Source organism: Streptomyces mesophilus (assembly GCF_011044995.1).
Classification (GTDB): Bacteria; Actinomycetota; Actinomycetes; order Streptomycetales; family Streptomycetaceae; genus Streptomyces; species Streptomyces mesophilus.
In genome coordinates, this window is sequence record NZ_JAAKZW010000013.1 from 1 (window position 1) to 14,783 (window position 14,783).

The following is a 14,783-nucleotide window of genomic DNA, read 5'->3' on the forward strand; positions in this document are numbered from 1 at the left end:
CACCACCCCGGTCCGAGGCCGCCCCCTCCCGCCTCAGGCACCCGGAAAAACCGGTGGAGCAACGCCACCACGCACCACTAACGTGCTGCCCGACCTGGTCGTCTGGGGCAAGGACGTGCCGTTGTACACCGTGTGAGACCTCCCAAGCGCTGATTTCTCCGCGCGCCGCACCCTGTGCGCCGCGCTGCTTCCTGCTGCGGACTTCTCACTGAAACCGGTGTACCCCTGTGCTCAATCACTGGGTTGTCATGCCCACTCGCCTCCCGCACGTCCTGCGCCGCTGCCACTCCTGCGCGTCCGACCGCTTCCGACCCAGCGGCAAATTCCGCGTCAACGCCCACCACAAGCTCATCGACGCCTGGCTTCTCGTGCTCTGCACCTCGTGCGGGGACACCGCCAAGCTCCCCCTGCTCGAGCGGGCTCAAGTGCGCTCCGTACAGCCGGAGTTGCTCGACCGACTGCACGACAACGACCTCGGCCTGGTCGCCGAACTGCTCCAGGATCCGGCCGTGCAGCACCGCAATCGGATCGCCCTCGACTGGTCGGGCGCCTGGCGTCTCGACACCAACGGGTCGGATCATCTGGACCGTGAGGTCATCGACATCACGGTCCGCTTCACCGCGCGGATCCCGGTCCGGCCGACACGACTGATTGCCACGGGCTGCGGCCTGTCGCGCGCGGAAGTCGAGAGACGGATCACGGAGGGGAAGCTCGTCTCGGCGGTCCGCCTGACCGGCAAAGTCGCGGAGGACTTCACCTTCACGCTCAAGCTCTGACCCCCATCGAGTCCAGGGTCTGTCCGGCGGGATGCCGGACAGACCCAGGGATCAGCCGACCCTCCCCCTCACCACCGCAGTGACCTCCCGGTCCGGCTGCAGCGTCAGCGACGGCACCGGACGTATCTCCTCCTGATCCACCAGGAGTTCGAAGCGCCGTGCGATCACTGCCAGGATCAGCACCGCCTCCACCATGGCGAAGCGCGCCCCGAGGCAGACACGCGGCCCACCGCCGAACGGGAACCATGCGTACTCGGGTATCTCCTCCCCCTCCGCCCCCGCCCAGCGCTCGGGACGGAACGCGTCGGCGTCCTTGTACCAGCGCGCATCGCGATGCGTCGCCCACTGGCTGCTCCACACTCGGGTGCCCTTGGGCATGGGCCGCCCACCGATCGACGCGCCCTCCTTGGCCAGGCCGGTGAGCAGCCAGATCGTCGGGTAGAGCCGCAAGGTCTCCTTCACCACGGCCTGGGTGTACGGAAGATCCGCGTAGTCCTCGAAGCCCGGGTCGCGCTCGCCGAGGACGCGGTCCAGTTCCTCGCCCAGTGCCGCCCGCGCCCCGGGGTTGCGCGAGAGCAGATGCCAGGCCCACACCAGGGTCGAGCTGGTGGTCTCATGGCCGCCGATGTAGAGCGTGACCGCCTCGTCGCGGATCTCGACGTCCGTGAGTCGCACGCCCGTCTCGTCCTGGGCGGTGAGCAGCCGGCTCAGAAGATCCGGCCGCTCGTCGGGGGCGTCCCGGTGCGCCGCGACGATCCGGGCGACCTCCGCGTCGATCACGGCCGCGGCCTTCTTGATGCGCGCCCGCCCAGGCGTCGGCACCCAGTCCGGCAGCACCGCACCGAGCCCGCTGAACTCCGCCCCGATCTCCTTGAGCGCCACCTCCATGGCCTCGCCGATCGTCTCGGAGTCGGACTCGGTGTCCACACCGAAGATGGTGGAAACGGCGATCCTTCGCGTCAGCGTCGCCATCTCCCCTTTGATGTCGATCCGTTGACCGTCCGACCAGGTCTCGGCCACCTCGATCGCACAGGAAGCCATCGTCTGCGCATAGGACTTGACCTGCTTCGGCCGCACCGAAGGCTGCACCAGGGACCGCTTGCGCCGCCAGTCCCTGCCCTTGGCGACCGTCACACCATTACCCATCACCGTGCGGAAGGCGATTCCCAGGTCGGGCTGTTCGAAGGTGCCCTCGATCTCCCGCATCAACTCCCCTATGTGGTCCGGCTCGGTGAGGAACACACATGAGGTGCGGCCGAACCGCCAGCCGACCATCTCACCCCGCTCCCGCAGCAGCTCGAAGAATGCGAGAGGGTCCTTGCCGAACTGCGGCAGATTGCCGAGCAGTGGCACGCCGCGCGGACCGGGCACCAGCTCGGGACCCTGCGGCCGTGCATCCACGCCCGCAGCAGACTCCGTGGTCATGGTCGAACTCCCCTCCCTGGTGGCGCAGTTCGTTCACGGCGCCGCATGTGACGCCATGAAATCGGAGCCTCGAACGCACCGCCACCCCTGTGGATAACCGTTCGAGATCATGACGCCCACTCATATGACAAACACCCCACCCCACCACCGACGCCTGTGGAAAAGGCCGATGCGCCGCCCCCGACAAGGAACGGCGCACCGGCCTCACACAGCCGAACACCACAACCAAGCACTCAGCCCACGGACGAGTACGCAACCACCCCGCGCAGCAACGCATCCACGGCCTTGCGCGCGTTCTTCGCCACGGTGCTGTCCTCCTTGGGCGCGGCCGCCGCGATCTGCCCGAGCACATCGATGACCTGCTTGCACCAGCGCACGAAGTCACCGGCCGGCATCTCCGCCTCGCGAAGCACCTCGTCCAGGCCCTTGTCCGAGGCCCACATGTAAGCGGCCCAAGCGAAGCCCAGATCGGGCTCGCGCTGACCGACGCCCTCGGTCTGGCTGATCCCGAAGTCCTCCTCGAGCGCGTCGAGGCGCCCCCAGATCCGCACCATGTCGCCGAGTGCCGCCTTGGCCTTGCCCGAGGGCAGCTTGGGGGCCATGGCGTCATCGCTCTGCCGCGCCTCGTACACCAACGCCGATACACAGGCGGCCAGTTCGGCCGGAGTCAGGCCTTCCCAGACCCGCTCGCGCAGGCACTCCGAAGCAAGCAGATCGAGCTCGCCGTAAAGCCGCGCGAGCCGCTTGCCGTGTTCGGTGACCTCATTGCCGCGCAGATAGTCCAGCTCGGTGAGCAGGGCGACGATGCGGTCGAAGGTGCGGGCGATCGTGTTCGTCCGCCCCTCGATGCGCCGCTCCAGCTGCTTGGTGTCGCGCAGGAGCCGATGGTAACGCTCGGCCCAGCGGGCGTGGTCCTCCCGCTCGTCGCAGCCGTGGCACGGGTGCGCCCGGAGCTCCGCCCGCAGCCGTGCGATCTGGCGGTCGTCGGCCGCCTCCGCACGTCCGCGCCGGTGCCGCTCGGGCCGGATGTGCCCGGCCTTCGTGCGCAGCGCGGAGGCGAGATCGCGCCGGGACTGCGGCGAGCGCGGGTTGAACGACTTGGGGATCCGCATCCGGTCGAGCGCCTCGACCGGCACCGGGAAGTCCATCGACGCGAGCCGCTTGACCTGCCGCTCCACGGTGAGCACCAGCGGGCGCGGCCCGTCGTGGGCTTCGAAGCCACGGTGCCCGTTGGAGCGCCCCGCGGGCAGCCCCGGGTCGAGCACGAGCGCGAGCCCCGCGTACTTGCCGGTCGGCACATGGATCACATCGCCCGGCTTGAGCTTCTCCAGGGCCACGGCCGCCTCGGCACGGCGCTGCACCGCCCCCTGCTTGGCCAGCTCGGTCTCGCGGTCCTTGAGCTCGCGCCGCAGCCGCGCGTACTCCTCGAAGTCCCCGAGGTGGCAGGTCATCGACTCCTTGTAGCCGTCGAGCCCCTCCTCGTTGCGCTGCACCTGGCGCGAGATACCGACGACCGACTTGTCCGCCTGGAACTGCGCGAACGAGGTCTCGAGCAGTTCACGCGAGCGGTGCCGCCCGAACTGCTGGGTGAGATTGACCGCCATGTTGTACGAGGGCTTGAAGCTGGACCGCAGCGGATACGTACGCGTGCCCGCCAGGCCCGCCAGCGCCTCGGGGTTCATGCCGCGCTGCCACAGCACCACCGCATGGCCCTCGATGTCGATGCCACGCCGGCCCGCACGGCCCGTGAGCTGGGTGTACTCACCGGGGGTGATGTCGGCGTGCTGCTCACCGTTCCACTTGACGAGCTTCTCCAACACCACGGAGCGCGCGGGCATGTTGATGCCCAGTGCCAGCGTCTCGGTGGCGAAGACGGCCTTCACCAGGCCGCGCACGAACAGCTCTTCGACGACCTCCTTGAAGGTCGGCAGCATGCCCGCGTGATGCGCCGCGATGCCCCGCTCAAGGGCTTCGAGCCACTCGAAGTACCCCAGGACATGCAGGTCTTCGTTCGGAATCGCGGCCGTGCGCTCCTCGACGATCTCGCGCACCCTGAGCCGCGCGTCCTCGTCGTTCAGCCTCAGCCCCGCATACAGACATTGCTGTACGGCCGCCTCGCAGGCGGCCCGGCTGAAGATGAAGGTGATCGCGGGCAGCAGGCCCTCGCTGTCGAGCCGGTCGATGACCTCGGGCCGCGACGGCGTCCAGATCCGCGAGCGCTGCCGGCGCTCCCGCTCCCGGTCGGCCTCGCGCCCGCGCCGCCGGCCGGGGCCGTGCGGCGTCCTGCTGGCCTCGAGCCGCGCCATCCGTACGAGATCGGGATTGACCTCGCGCTTCTTGGCCGCGGACTCCTCCTCGAAGAGGTCGTACATCCGCCGCCCGGCGAGCACATGCTGGAACAGCGGCACGGGCCGGTGCTCGGAGACGATCACGTCGGTGTCCCCGCGTACCGTGTCGAGCCAGTCGCCGAACTCCTCCGCATTCGACACCGTGGCCGAAAGCGAGACGAGCGTGACCGACTCGGGAAGGTGAATGATCACTTCTTCCCATACGGCGCCACGGAAGCGGTCGGAGAGGTAGTGCACCTCGTCCATCACCACATAGCCGAGGCCGAGCAGCGACTGCGAGCCCGCATACAACATGTTCCGCAGCACCTCGGTGGTCATCACGACCACGGGCGCCTCGGAGTTGACGCTGTTGTCACCCGTCAGGAGGCCGACCTTGTCCGCGCCATAGCGCTTCACCAGGTCCGCGTACTTCTGGTTGGACAGCGCCTTGATGGGCGTCGTGTAGAAGCACTTCTTGCCCTGTCCGAGGGCGAGATGCACGGCGAACTCGCCGACGATGGTCTTGCCGGAGCCGGTCGGGGCGGCGACTAGGACGCCCTTCCCCGCTTCCAGCGCCTGGCAGGCCTCGATCTGGAAGGGGTCGAGACCGAATTCGTACATCTCGCGGAAGGACGCGAGTGCGGTGGCCTGCTCGGCAGCGCGCACCCGTGCTGCCGCATATCGCTCGGCCGGTGAGAGGTCCTCAGTCATCTTGCTTCGAGCCTACCCGCAGGCACTGACAGCGTCGCGATCTTTGTTGACCCGACAACGAGGCTTTACCCGGCGAGTACGCGAACGGCTCCCGGCACACACACGGCGGTCAGCGGCAACGGCCCCAGCGGCTCCCCGTCGGCGTATCCCGTGATGCCGGCCGCCTCGACCGTGATCTTCGCGGCACGGTGCACGGTGACCTTCGGGTGGTCGACATGCGTCCCCTTGTAGACCCGCGGAAACACCTTGAGCAGCGTCGCCCGCGAGCAGTCCCCCACGACGGTCACATCGAAAAGCCCGTCGTCGACCGCGGCCGAGGGGCAGATGCGCATGCCACCGCCGTACGAGGATCCGTTCCCGACGGCGATCAGCGTCGCGTCGACGTCCTGGACGGGCCCGTCGTCCAGACGGATCCGGAACGGGAACGGCTTGAACGCGGCCAGCTCCGCGATCATCGCGAGGTCGTACTTGAAGCGGCCACTGGGCCAACGCATGCGGTTTCCGCGGTCGTTGACCCGCGAGTCGAAGCCGCAGGCGAGAACGGTGCCGAAGAGGCGATCGCCGATACGGCCGAGGTCGACGGCTCTCGTCGTCGCCCCCTTGAGCGCCCGCGCGGCGAGCCGGCCGGCGGCCTCCGGGTCACGTATCGGCAGACCCAGAGCGCGGGCGAAGTCGTTGCCGGTGCCGACCGCGACGATTCCGAGCGGGGTGTCCGTCCCGGCCACGGCCTGCAGCGCGAGATTGATCATCCCGTCCCCGCCGACGGCGACCAGCGCGCCGGTCCCCTGGCCGACGGCTTCACGGGCCCGCCTCAGGGCGTCGTCGGCGTCCTCGCCGACGACCGTACGTACAAAGAAACCGGCGTCCCGGAACGCGCGAGCGGCCGGCTGCGCCGCGTGGGCGCCCCGGCCGCGTCCCGCGGTGGGATTGACGAAGAGGGTGATCTCGCTGGTCACGGCCCGGACCCTACAAGGTCAGGTGACGTCGTCGTAACCGTTCATCCGCCGCTCCCCGTCGCCGGAGGCCTGCTCGGGCAGGGCCTTGGAGGCGGAGACGGTTTCGATCTCGCCGATGTCCTCGGGGGTGAGGTCGAGGTCGGAGGCCTCGTCGTCGGCGGGCCCTTCCGCTTCGGCCCTCGACCGGCGCTTGTCATTGATCAGCGAGACGCCGACCGCACCGAAGTACAGAACCCAGATGGGAACGGCCAGGGCTAGCATGGACACCGGGTCGGTGCTCGGAGTGGCGATGGCCGCGAACAATGTGATGCCCATGATCATCGCGCGCCACCAGCTGAGCAGCTTGGCGCCCGAGACGATGCCACCGAAGTTGAGCATCACCAGGAGCAGCGGCAACTGGAACGCAAACCCGAAGACCACGATCATCCGCATGATCAGGTTGATCAGGTCGTCGAGCGGCAGAAAGTTCTCACTGCCGACGATCGAGAACTGGATCAGGACACTGGCCATCTTCGGCAGCGACCAGTACGCGAAGTACGCGCCGAGCAGGAACAGCGGGAACCCGGTGAAGACCAGCGCCAGCGAGTACTTCTTCTCGTTCCGGTGCAGACCGGGCGCGATGAAGCCCCAGAGCTGGTAGAGCCAGACCGGCGTGGCCAGCACGAGACCCGTCGTGAAGGAGACCGTGAGCGCGAGCGTGAACGGGCTGATCAGACCGTTCTGCGTGATGCGGGCGCACTTCTCCGCACCCGATTGCTGCAGCTCGTCGAAGCTCATGTCGCAGCCGACGGCACCGAGAATCGGATTGGTGAAGAACTCGATGACGTCCCTGTAGATCAGGAGCGAGAGCACCGTCGTGACAATGATGGCCAGCAGGCTCTTGACCAAGCGGCTGCGCAACTCGCGCAGGTGCTCCTGGAGCGGCATCCGCCCCTCGGGATCCTTCTCCTGCTCCTGCTTGCGGGCAGACTTGAGCAACCCACGTCCTCATCTCGTGCGGCAGGCCGGACGTGACCTGCACTCGGTCAGCGCTGGGTGGTATCCGTGGGCTCGGTCACCGGACGCGAGCTGGTCACGTCGCCGGGAGCGGCCTGGATCGTGCGCTGAGCCGGGGGTACCTGCTCGTCGGTGTGCGGCGGGCCGGCGGCGGCGTCCTTGTTGTCATCCGACTTCATCGCCTTGGCCTCGCTCTTCAGGATGCGGGCCGACTTGCCGAGCGAGCGCGCCATGTCGGGAAGCTTCTTGGCGCCGAACAGCAGGATGATCACGACGAGGATCAGGATGATTTCGGGGGCCCCGAGGTTCATAGCCGTTTACCTTCTTCACCGAGGCGACAGGGAACATGTGCCCGGCGACCCGGACAGACATCCGATCACCGCGCTGACAGCGATCGTAACCCCCGGGAGTGAACCTGAGGCAATGCCTGTGCGTACTCCCGGTTGCTGACCCGACGCCTCCTTGCCGGGTCACTGCCTAAGGAGCGTACCCGCCCGGCCGAGCAAGTTGGAGTCCACGCAGGTCAATTATCGAAGGCGCAGCTCAGGCGCCTTACAGAACCTCGCGCCCGGTTCGGGACATATCCGCCGCAGCCCGCTCAAGATCGTTCGCCGCGACGCTGATCTTCCTTGAGGTCTCGGCGACTTGGGCGCCCAGGCGGCGGACCTCGACGAAGACCCGTACGGCGAAGAAGGCGAGCACCACGAGCCCGAGGAAGCCGAGGGCGATCGCGATCATGGGCCAGAGCATGGGCGCAAGCCTAGACCGTGGAGTGCAGACGCAGGGTCCGCACCCCACCGTGCGTGAGGAGTTCGACGATCCGCTCCCCCGCCGGCTTGCGGACGGACGAGCCGCAGTCGGGGCAGGAGAAGGAGTAGAAGGTGGTGCGGTCGCTGGCCCCCATCACCAACCGCAGCGCCGCGGCGGCGAGTACGAAGCGGGAACGACAGTCGGGGCACCCGGCGCGGAAGACAGCCGGAGCGCCTGCGACCGTACGACTAAATCCGGACATTTCCGAATTACTGGACTCCGTCTCGAGGTTGGGCGAGTACCAGCGCCCCACCGTGCCGGCACTCCACGGCCCCGCGAGACCGCCCGAGCCGCCCGACTCGTCCACCCCGCCCGACGCATCCAGTGTCCGCACCGTCACAGCTCCTCTCGGTCCTGCCCGTACGTCTCGTTCTGTCCTGCTCATACGCCTCGATCAGCCCTGCGCGCAGACCTGACCCGACCCGATCAGACCTGCTCGTACGCCTCGAGCGCCGCCCTGGCCGCCTTGCGCGCACTGTCCGCCAGGTCCTGCGGCGCCACGATGTGCCCGTCCCGGCCGAGCCGGAGCGCGAGGCGCTTCAGGGACGCCGGGTCCGGGGTGCGCAGCGTGATCCGAAGCCCGCCCTCGGGCAGCTCCTCCGCGCTGTCGTGCGGGTAGTACTCGGCGACCCAGCGCCCGCCGGGCCCGACCTCGACCACGACCTCCGGGTCGTCGGCCGAGGGCTGTACGAGCCCTTCGGACAGGTCCCGCAGCTCGAGCTCCGGCGGTGCGGCGGCCTCGTCGAGGATCCGGATCTCGGCGACCCGGTCGAGCCGGAAGGTGCGCCGCGCCTCCGAGCGGTAGCACCAGGCCTCCATGTACGTGTGGCCGAGCGCGAACAGCCGGATCGGGTCGACCTCACGCTCGGTGAGCTCGTCGCGGGCCGGCGAGTAGTAGCGCACCCAGAGCCGGCGGCGCTCGGAGATGGCGCGGTCGACCTCGGCGAAGACACCGCCCTCGGACTCGAAGGTGACCGAGAGCCGGTCGCCGGCCGAAGCGGTCTCGCCCGCGGCGGCCTCCAGCTTGGACGTGGCGCGCACCAGCGCCTCCCGGTCGCTCTCGCGCAGCCCGGGCAGCGTGGCGACGGCACGCGCGGCCACGAGCAGCGCGGTGGCCTCGTCGGCGGCGAGCCGCAGCGGGGCGGCCACATCGTCGGGGTTGTGCCACCAGATCCGCTCGCCGTCGGTGTCGATGTCGAGTAGATCACCGCCGCGGAAGCTCGTCCCGCAGAGCGGCAGGACGTCGAGGTCGGAGATCAGCTCGGCCTCGGTGACCCCGAAGGCGCGCGCGACATCCGCGACGCGGGCGCCCGGGCGCTCGCGCAGATAGGTCACCAGGGACAGCATGCGCCGTGTCTGGTCGATGGCATTGGCAGCCATGAGTGTTCCGCTCCCCCTCAGCCCTTGGCCACGGCGCGCAGCCGGTCCACGACGTCCGCCCTCAGTTCGGCGGGCTCCAGTACGACCACATCGGGCCCGAACTCCACGAGCCAGGCGTCGAGCCCGTGCCCGTACGGGATCTCCAACTCGTCCCAGCCGTCGCCGAGTTCCCGTACGCGGGCGGCCTTGGCGCGCAGCGGATAGCCGGCCTCCGTGCGCAGCCGGATCAGCGCGGTCCGGTCGGTGATCTCGCCGGCCCAGCCCGCGACCGTCTCGCGGACGGTGACGACATCGGGGATCTCGGCGGTGAACTTGCCCGCGCGCGAACGCACCTTGCCGGTGATCCGCGAGAGCCGGAAGACGCGCTCGGCGCCGCGGTCGCGGTCCCAGCCGGCCAGGTACCAGTGGCCGCGCCAGCACTCCAGGGCCCACGGCTCGACATGCCGGGTCTCGGGGCGCGCGGCGGTGGCCTTGCGGTAGTCGAAGACGACGGGCCTGCGGTCGCGGCAGGCCAGCATCAGCGGCTCGAAGGCCGTTTCGTGAACGGGGATACGCGGTTCGAGCGCGCCATGGCTCTCATACGGATTCACGTCCTCGGGCATCCCCGCGGCGCGCAGCTTCTGCAGGGCGCCGCTGGCCGCGCCCGCGAGCCGTGCCTGCTGCCAGACCTTGGCGGCGACGCCGAGTGCGGCGGCCTCCTCGGCGTCGAGGGTCACAGGAGGCAGGTGGTTGGAGTCGCGGCGGGCGAGATAGCCGACCTCGCCGTCCAGGTTCTCCACCGTCTCGATGACCAGGCCGAGTTCGCGCAGATCATCCTTGTCGCGCTCGAACATCCGGTTGAAGCTGTCATCCGAGTTGGCTTCGAGGTAGGCCTCGATGGAACCGCGCAGCTCACGCTTGCTCAGCGGTCGCCGGGTCCCGAGCAGACACAGCGCCAGATTCATCAGCCGCTCTGCCTTGGCAATCGCCATCGACGCCCTCTCCACCCCTCCTGGACAGCCACTACGAAGCTCGACCGTACCGTCCCCGGGTAGCGGGGCAAAAGCCGAGGGCCCTTGCCAACAGGCAAGGGCCCTCAAATGTTCGAACCGGACCGGATCAGACCGAGACCAGGTCGCAGACGAAGATCAGCGTCTCGCCAGGCTTGATCGCACTGCCGGCGCCGCGGTCGCCGTAGGCGAGGTGCGGCGGGATGACCAGCTGGCGGCGGCCGCCGACCTTCATGCCCTGCACGCCCTGGTCCCAGCCCGCGATGACCTGGCCGGCGCCCAGCGTGAACGGCAGCGGGTTGCCACGGTTCCAGCTCGCGTCGAACTCCTCACCGGTGGAGAAGGACACGCCCACGTAGTGGACCTGGACGTTGTCGCCGGCCTTGGCCTCGGGGCCGTCACCTTCCCAGATGTCCTTGATGTCAAGGTCCTTCGGGGGCTCGCCACCGGGGAAGTCGACCTCGGGCTTCTCGATGCTCACGTGTATTGCTCCTGATTTCTACGGATGGGCAACCCGGACAGTCTTACATCTTCGCCAGGGTGTCCACGGCGTTACATCTTCGCCAGGATGTCCACGGCGAAGACCAGCGTCGACTTGGCGGGGATGGGGCCCTGCGCCTGGTCGCCGTAGCCGTCGGCCGGCGGCACGACGAGCAGCACGCGGCTGCCGACCTTCTTGCCCTCGAGACCCTTCGACCAGCCCGGGATGACCTGGTTCAGCGGGAACGTGACCGGCTGGCCGTTCTTGTAGCTGCTGTCGAAGGTCTTGCCGTCCTTCCAGAGCTTGCCCACGTAGGAGACGGCGACGGTGTCGGTCGCCTTCAGCTCGTCGCCGGTGCCCTCGATGACGTAGTTCGAGACCAGCTTGCCCGGCGCGTCCTTGTCGCTCGGGATGGTGACCTCGGGCTCCTTGCCGTCCTCATTGGTGCCGATCTTGGGCAGGCTCGCGTCCGTCTGGTCGACGACCTTGCCGCCCTCGATCTTCTTGGGGATCGGGGTGCCCTTCGTCGCCTTCACGACGTCCATCACGAAGACGAGCGTGGCGCCCGGCGGGATGTCGCCCTGACCCTGGTCGCCGTAGCCGAGCTCCGGCGGGATCGAGACCTCGAGGCGGCTGCCCTGCTTCTGCCCCTTGAGGGCTTGCTGCCAGCCCTCGATCACACCGCCGCCGCCGAGGGTGACGTCGAAGGGCTGGCCCCGGTCGAAGCTGTTGTCGAACGGCTTGTCGCCGTCCCACAGCTGCCCCAGGTAGTTCACCTGGGCCTTGTCGCCGTCGGCCAGCGGTTCGCCCTTGCCCTCGCTGATGACCTCGACCTTCAGGTCCTTCGGCGGAGTGCCCTTGCCCTTGGCCAGGGTGGGCTTCTCGCCGAACTTCTCACCGGCGGTGATGGCGGGCAGCCCGCCCTTGCTCACGGCGGACGAGGAGGAGTCGGAGTCGGAGCCCTTGTCGTCGCCGCAGGCCGCTGTCGACAGCAGCAGCAGCGGAACGAGCACAAGGCCGGCAAGTCGGCGTCGCACAGTGGTCCTCTGGGGTTGCAGGAGTGTTCGGTGCCCGCCACCTTACGGCCAAGCCGTACGCCGTCCATGTAGGGCATGCCTGCGGGCCCGTACCGATGGTTCGGTACGGGCCCGCAGGCGGATTGCCGCCGGATCACATCCCGGCGATGAGCTTCTCCACCCGGTCGTCCACGGAGCGGAACGGGTCCTTGCACAACACGGTGCGCTGCGCCTGGTCGTTGAGCTTGAGGTGCACCCAGTCCACCGTGAAGTCCCTGCGCTGCTCCTGCGCTCGGCGGATGAAGTCGCCGCGCAGCCGCGCCCTGGTGGTCTGCGGGGGCACGGACTTGCCCTCGAAGATCTTCATGTCATTGCAGATACGGGCGGCTTGGCCCCTCTTCTCGAGCAGGTAGTACAGCCCGCGCCGACGGTGGATGTCGTGGTACGCGAGGTCTATCTGCGCGACCCGGGGGTGCGACATGGTCATGTTGTGCTTGGCCCGGTAGCGCTCGATGAGCTTGTACTTCATGACCCAGTCGATCTCGGTGCCGATCCGGTCGAGATCCTCCGCCTCGATGGCGTCGAGGGTGCGCCCCCACAGTTCGAGTACCTGGGCGACCGTGCCGGTGCGGATGCCGCGCCGGTCGACGAAGTCCACGGCCTTCTCGTAGTACTCGCGCTGCACGTCGAGCGCCGAGGCCTCGCGTCCGGAGGCGAGGCGCACCTTGCGCCGGCCGGTGATGTCGTGGCTGACCTCGCGGATCGCCCGGATCGGGTTCTCCAGGGTCAGGTCCCGCATCACCGTGCCCGCCTCGATCATGCGGAGCACCAGGTCGGTGGCGCCGACCTTGAGCAGCATGGTCGTCTCGGACATGTTGGAGTCACCGACGATGACATGCAGACGGCGGTAGCGCTCCGCGTCCGCGTGCGGTTCGTCTCGGGTGTTGATGATCGGCCGGGAGCGTGTCGTCGCCGACGAGACGCCCTCCCAGATGTGCTCGGCGCGCTGGCTCACGCAGTACACGGCGCCGCGTGGGGTCTGCAGCACCTTGCCGGCTCCGCACAGGAGCTGACGGGTCACCAGGAACGGGATCAGGATGTCCGCGAGCCGGGAGAACTCGCCGTGCCGTGCCACCAGGTAGTTCTCGTGGCAGCCGTACGAGTTGCCCGCCGAGTCGGTGTTGTTCTTGAAGAGGTAGACGTCGCCCGCGATGCCCTCCTCGTGCAGGCGGCGTTCGGCGTCGACGAGGAGGCCTTCCAGAATGCGCTCGCCGGCCTTGTCGTGGGTGACCAGCTCGGTCACGTTGTCACATTCGGGAGTTGCGTACTCCGGATGTGATCCGACGTCGAGATAGAGGCGGGCGCCGTTGCGCAGAAAGACATTGCTGCTGCGGCCCCATGACACGACACGGCGGAAGAGGTACCGCGCCACTTCGTCAGGTGACAGACGGCGCTGTCCCCTGAACGTGCATGTGACGCCGTACTCGTTCTCCAGCCCGAAAATTCGGCGGTCCATGACTGAACATTACGCCTGATGCTCCGTGCTGAAACCGGGTTCGACGGACCCTTTTCGATCACTTTCCGACGAGCCGGTGATATTCGTGGTGCGTCCGGGAACGGCGAGCACCTTCACGGTGGCGAGCAGCACGGACAGCGCGGCGATTCCACCGACGCCCGCGACGGCGAAGCCCCAGGCCGTCGAACCGTTCTCGATCGCCGGGCCCGCAACGCCCGTTCCGACCGCCGCGCCGACCCCGAAGGTGGTCACCAGCCAGGAGAACGCCTCGGTCACGGTGCCGCGCGGCGCGTGCCGGTCGACGACGATGAAGGCGCACGCGAGCGAGGGCGCGAGGAACACGCCGGCGACCGCGGCGAGTACGCACATGGCCACCACGTCCGGCGTGAAGGCGAGGGGTACGTAGCCGAGCGCGAGCAGCCCGACGAGGATGCGCAGCCTGCGCTCCGGGGCGCCCGTCCACTTCCGCGCGCCGTAGAACGCGCCGCCGAGCAGGGCGCCGAGTCCGAGCGCGGCCATCAGCCAGCCGTACACGGACTCCTGGCCGTGGTCGTCGGCGTACGCGACACCGGCCACGGTGATGGAGCCGAGCGCGAGGCCGACGAAGAAGAACGAGCCGAGCAGCGCGAGCAATCCCGGCGAGCGCAGCGCCCCCAGCCAGTGCGCCTCGCGCGGCGCCGAACGCCAGGTGCGCGACGGCTCGGAGACCACCACGGACAGGGCGCCCGCGACACCGATCACGTTGATGACGAGCAGCGCCCCGGCCGCCGACCACAGCGAGACGATCAGCGTGACCATCAACGGGCCGACGGTGAACATGATTTCCTGCGCCACCGCGTCCATCGCATACGCGGCGTGCACCCGGTCCTCGCGCTTGAGCACCCCCGGCCACAGGGACCTGAGGCCGCCTTCGAGCGGCGGTGTGAAGAGTCCCGCGATCGCCACGGCCACGTACGCGAGGAGCAGCGAGTCGATGCCCACGAACGCGAACAGCGCCATCCCGAGCGCGGACACGATCGCCGCGGGCAGCATCACCCGCGGCTGTCCGCGCAGGTCCACGGCCCGGCCCAGGAGCGGCTGGCCGACGGCGGTGGCGAGCCCGTACACGGCGGCCAGGACGCCCGCGAGCGTGTAGCTGCCGCCCTCGGCGCGCGTGAACAGCACGATCGCGATATGCCCGGTGGCACTCGGCAGCCGGCCCACCAGGGTGCCGGTGAGCAGCCGCGCCGCATGCCGTGTGCGCAGCAGCTCCGCGTATCCCGCGGCCATCGGCGGGCTCCTCTCGCTGGGTCCAGGATGAAGTTTTACGTATAACGTCCGTGGTTATACGTACCATGAGCCCAGCCCACCGGTCCAGCCCCGGACCCGGACCACCGGTCCCGCACAGGGCAACCACCCGG

Annotated in this window: 14 protein-coding genes; 1 reads left to right on the forward strand and 13 read right to left on the reverse strand. The window is 68.7% G+C overall.

Going from position 1 to position 14,783, the window contains the following annotated elements; all coding sequences use genetic code 11:
• The first annotated feature begins 227 nt into the window (after positions 1-227).
• A complete protein-coding gene (locus G6045_RS06545; RefSeq protein ID WP_165330856.1) occupies positions 228-776 on the forward strand; it encodes a DUF1062 domain-containing protein in 549 nt (182 codons plus the stop codon).
• A 51-nt stretch (positions 777-827) separates the two neighbouring features.
• On the opposite strand, the gene G6045_RS06550 is transcribed toward G6045_RS06545, so the two are convergent.
• The 13 genes from G6045_RS06550 to G6045_RS06610 form a co-directional block, all read right to left on the reverse strand.
• Positions 828-2,201, reverse strand: coding sequence for a cytochrome P450 (locus G6045_RS06550; RefSeq protein WP_165330857.1), 1,374 nt, complete (start codon positions 2,199-2,201; stop codon positions 828-830).
• 233 nt (positions 2,202-2,434) lie between these two features.
• A complete protein-coding gene (locus G6045_RS06555; RefSeq protein ID WP_165330858.1) occupies positions 2,435-5,239 on the reverse strand; it encodes a DEAD/DEAH box helicase in 2,805 nt (934 codons plus the stop codon).
• Between the two features lie 65 nt (positions 5,240-5,304).
• Positions 5,305-6,195, reverse strand: coding sequence for a diacylglycerol kinase (locus G6045_RS06560; protein WP_165330859.1), 891 nt, complete (start codon positions 6,193-6,195; stop codon positions 5,305-5,307).
• Positions 6,196-6,213: 18 nt separating this feature from the next.
• Positions 6,214-7,173, reverse strand: a complete 960-nt coding sequence (tatC, locus tag G6045_RS06565; RefSeq protein WP_165330860.1) for a twin-arginine translocase subunit TatC — start codon at positions 7,171-7,173, stop codon at positions 6,214-6,216.
• Positions 7,174-7,220: 47 nt separating this feature from the next.
• Complete coding sequence (gene tatA, locus G6045_RS06570) at positions 7,221-7,502, reverse strand: Sec-independent protein translocase subunit TatA (protein WP_165330861.1); 282 nt, start codon at positions 7,500-7,502, stop codon at positions 7,221-7,223.
• 241 nt (positions 7,503-7,743) lie between these two features.
• Positions 7,744-7,941, reverse strand: a complete 198-nt coding sequence (locus tag G6045_RS06575; protein WP_165330862.1) for a hypothetical protein — start codon at positions 7,939-7,941, stop codon at positions 7,744-7,746.
• Between the two features lie 10 nt (positions 7,942-7,951).
• Entirely contained in the window at positions 7,952-8,203 is a 252-nt protein-coding gene (locus tag G6045_RS06580) for a hypothetical protein (RefSeq protein WP_165330909.1), read from the reverse strand.
• Between the two features lie 224 nt (positions 8,204-8,427).
• Positions 8,428-9,381, reverse strand: a complete 954-nt coding sequence (locus G6045_RS06585; protein WP_165330863.1) for a helix-turn-helix transcriptional regulator — start codon at positions 9,379-9,381, stop codon at positions 8,428-8,430.
• Between the two features lie 17 nt (positions 9,382-9,398).
• Entirely contained in the window at positions 9,399-10,352 is a 954-nt protein-coding gene (locus tag G6045_RS06590; protein ID WP_165330864.1) for a helix-turn-helix transcriptional regulator, read from the reverse strand.
• 127 nt (positions 10,353-10,479) lie between these two features.
• Positions 10,480-10,851 carry an FKBP-type peptidyl-prolyl cis-trans isomerase gene (locus G6045_RS06595; protein WP_165330865.1) on the reverse strand — a complete coding sequence of 124 codons (372 nt, stop codon included), beginning with the start codon at positions 10,849-10,851 and terminating at the stop codon, positions 10,480-10,482.
• 71 nt (positions 10,852-10,922) lie between these two features.
• Positions 10,923-11,888, reverse strand: coding sequence for an FKBP-type peptidyl-prolyl cis-trans isomerase (locus G6045_RS06600; protein ID WP_165330866.1), 966 nt, complete (start codon positions 11,886-11,888; stop codon positions 10,923-10,925).
• Between the two features lie 133 nt (positions 11,889-12,021).
• Entirely contained in the window at positions 12,022-13,383 is a 1,362-nt protein-coding gene (pafA, locus tag G6045_RS06605; RefSeq protein ID WP_165330867.1) for a Pup--protein ligase, read from the reverse strand.
• A 9-nt stretch (positions 13,384-13,392) separates the two neighbouring features.
• Complete coding sequence (locus tag G6045_RS06610) at positions 13,393-14,652, reverse strand: MFS transporter (protein ID WP_165330868.1); 1,260 nt, start codon at positions 14,650-14,652, stop codon at positions 13,393-13,395.
• Positions 14,653-14,783: the final 131 nt, after the last annotated feature.

Bases quoted from the DNA above. Each gene is read 5' to 3' on its own strand.
- G6045_RS06575 (WP_165330862.1), bottom strand. From the start codon at position 7,941: ATGCTCTGGCCCATGATCGCGATCGCCCTCGGCTTCCTCGGGCTCGTG.
- tatA (WP_165330861.1), bottom strand. From the start codon at position 7,502: ATGAACCTCGGGGCCCCCGAAATCATCCTGATCCTCGTCGTGATCATC.
- pafA (WP_165330867.1), bottom strand. From the start codon at position 13,383: ATGGACCGCCGAATTTTCGGGCTGGAGAACGAGTACGGCGTCACATGC.
- G6045_RS06555 (WP_165330858.1), bottom strand. From the start codon at position 5,239: ATGACTGAGGACCTCTCACCGGCCGAGCGATATGCGGCAGCACGGGTG.
- G6045_RS06585 (WP_165330863.1), bottom strand. From the start codon at position 9,381: ATGGCTGCCAATGCCATCGACCAGACACGGCGCATGCTGTCCCTGGTG.
- G6045_RS06590 (WP_165330864.1), bottom strand. From the start codon at position 10,352: ATGGCGATTGCCAAGGCAGAGCGGCTGATGAATCTGGCGCTGTGTCTG.
- G6045_RS06580 (WP_165330909.1), bottom strand. From the start codon at position 8,203: ATGTCCGGATTTAGTCGTACGGTCGCAGGCGCTCCGGCTGTCTTCCGC.
- G6045_RS06550 (WP_165330857.1), bottom strand. From the start codon at position 2,201: ATGACCACGGAGTCTGCTGCGGGCGTGGATGCACGGCCGCAGGGTCCC.
- G6045_RS06610 (WP_165330868.1), bottom strand. From the start codon at position 14,652: ATGGCCGCGGGATACGCGGAGCTGCTGCGCACACGGCATGCGGCGCGG.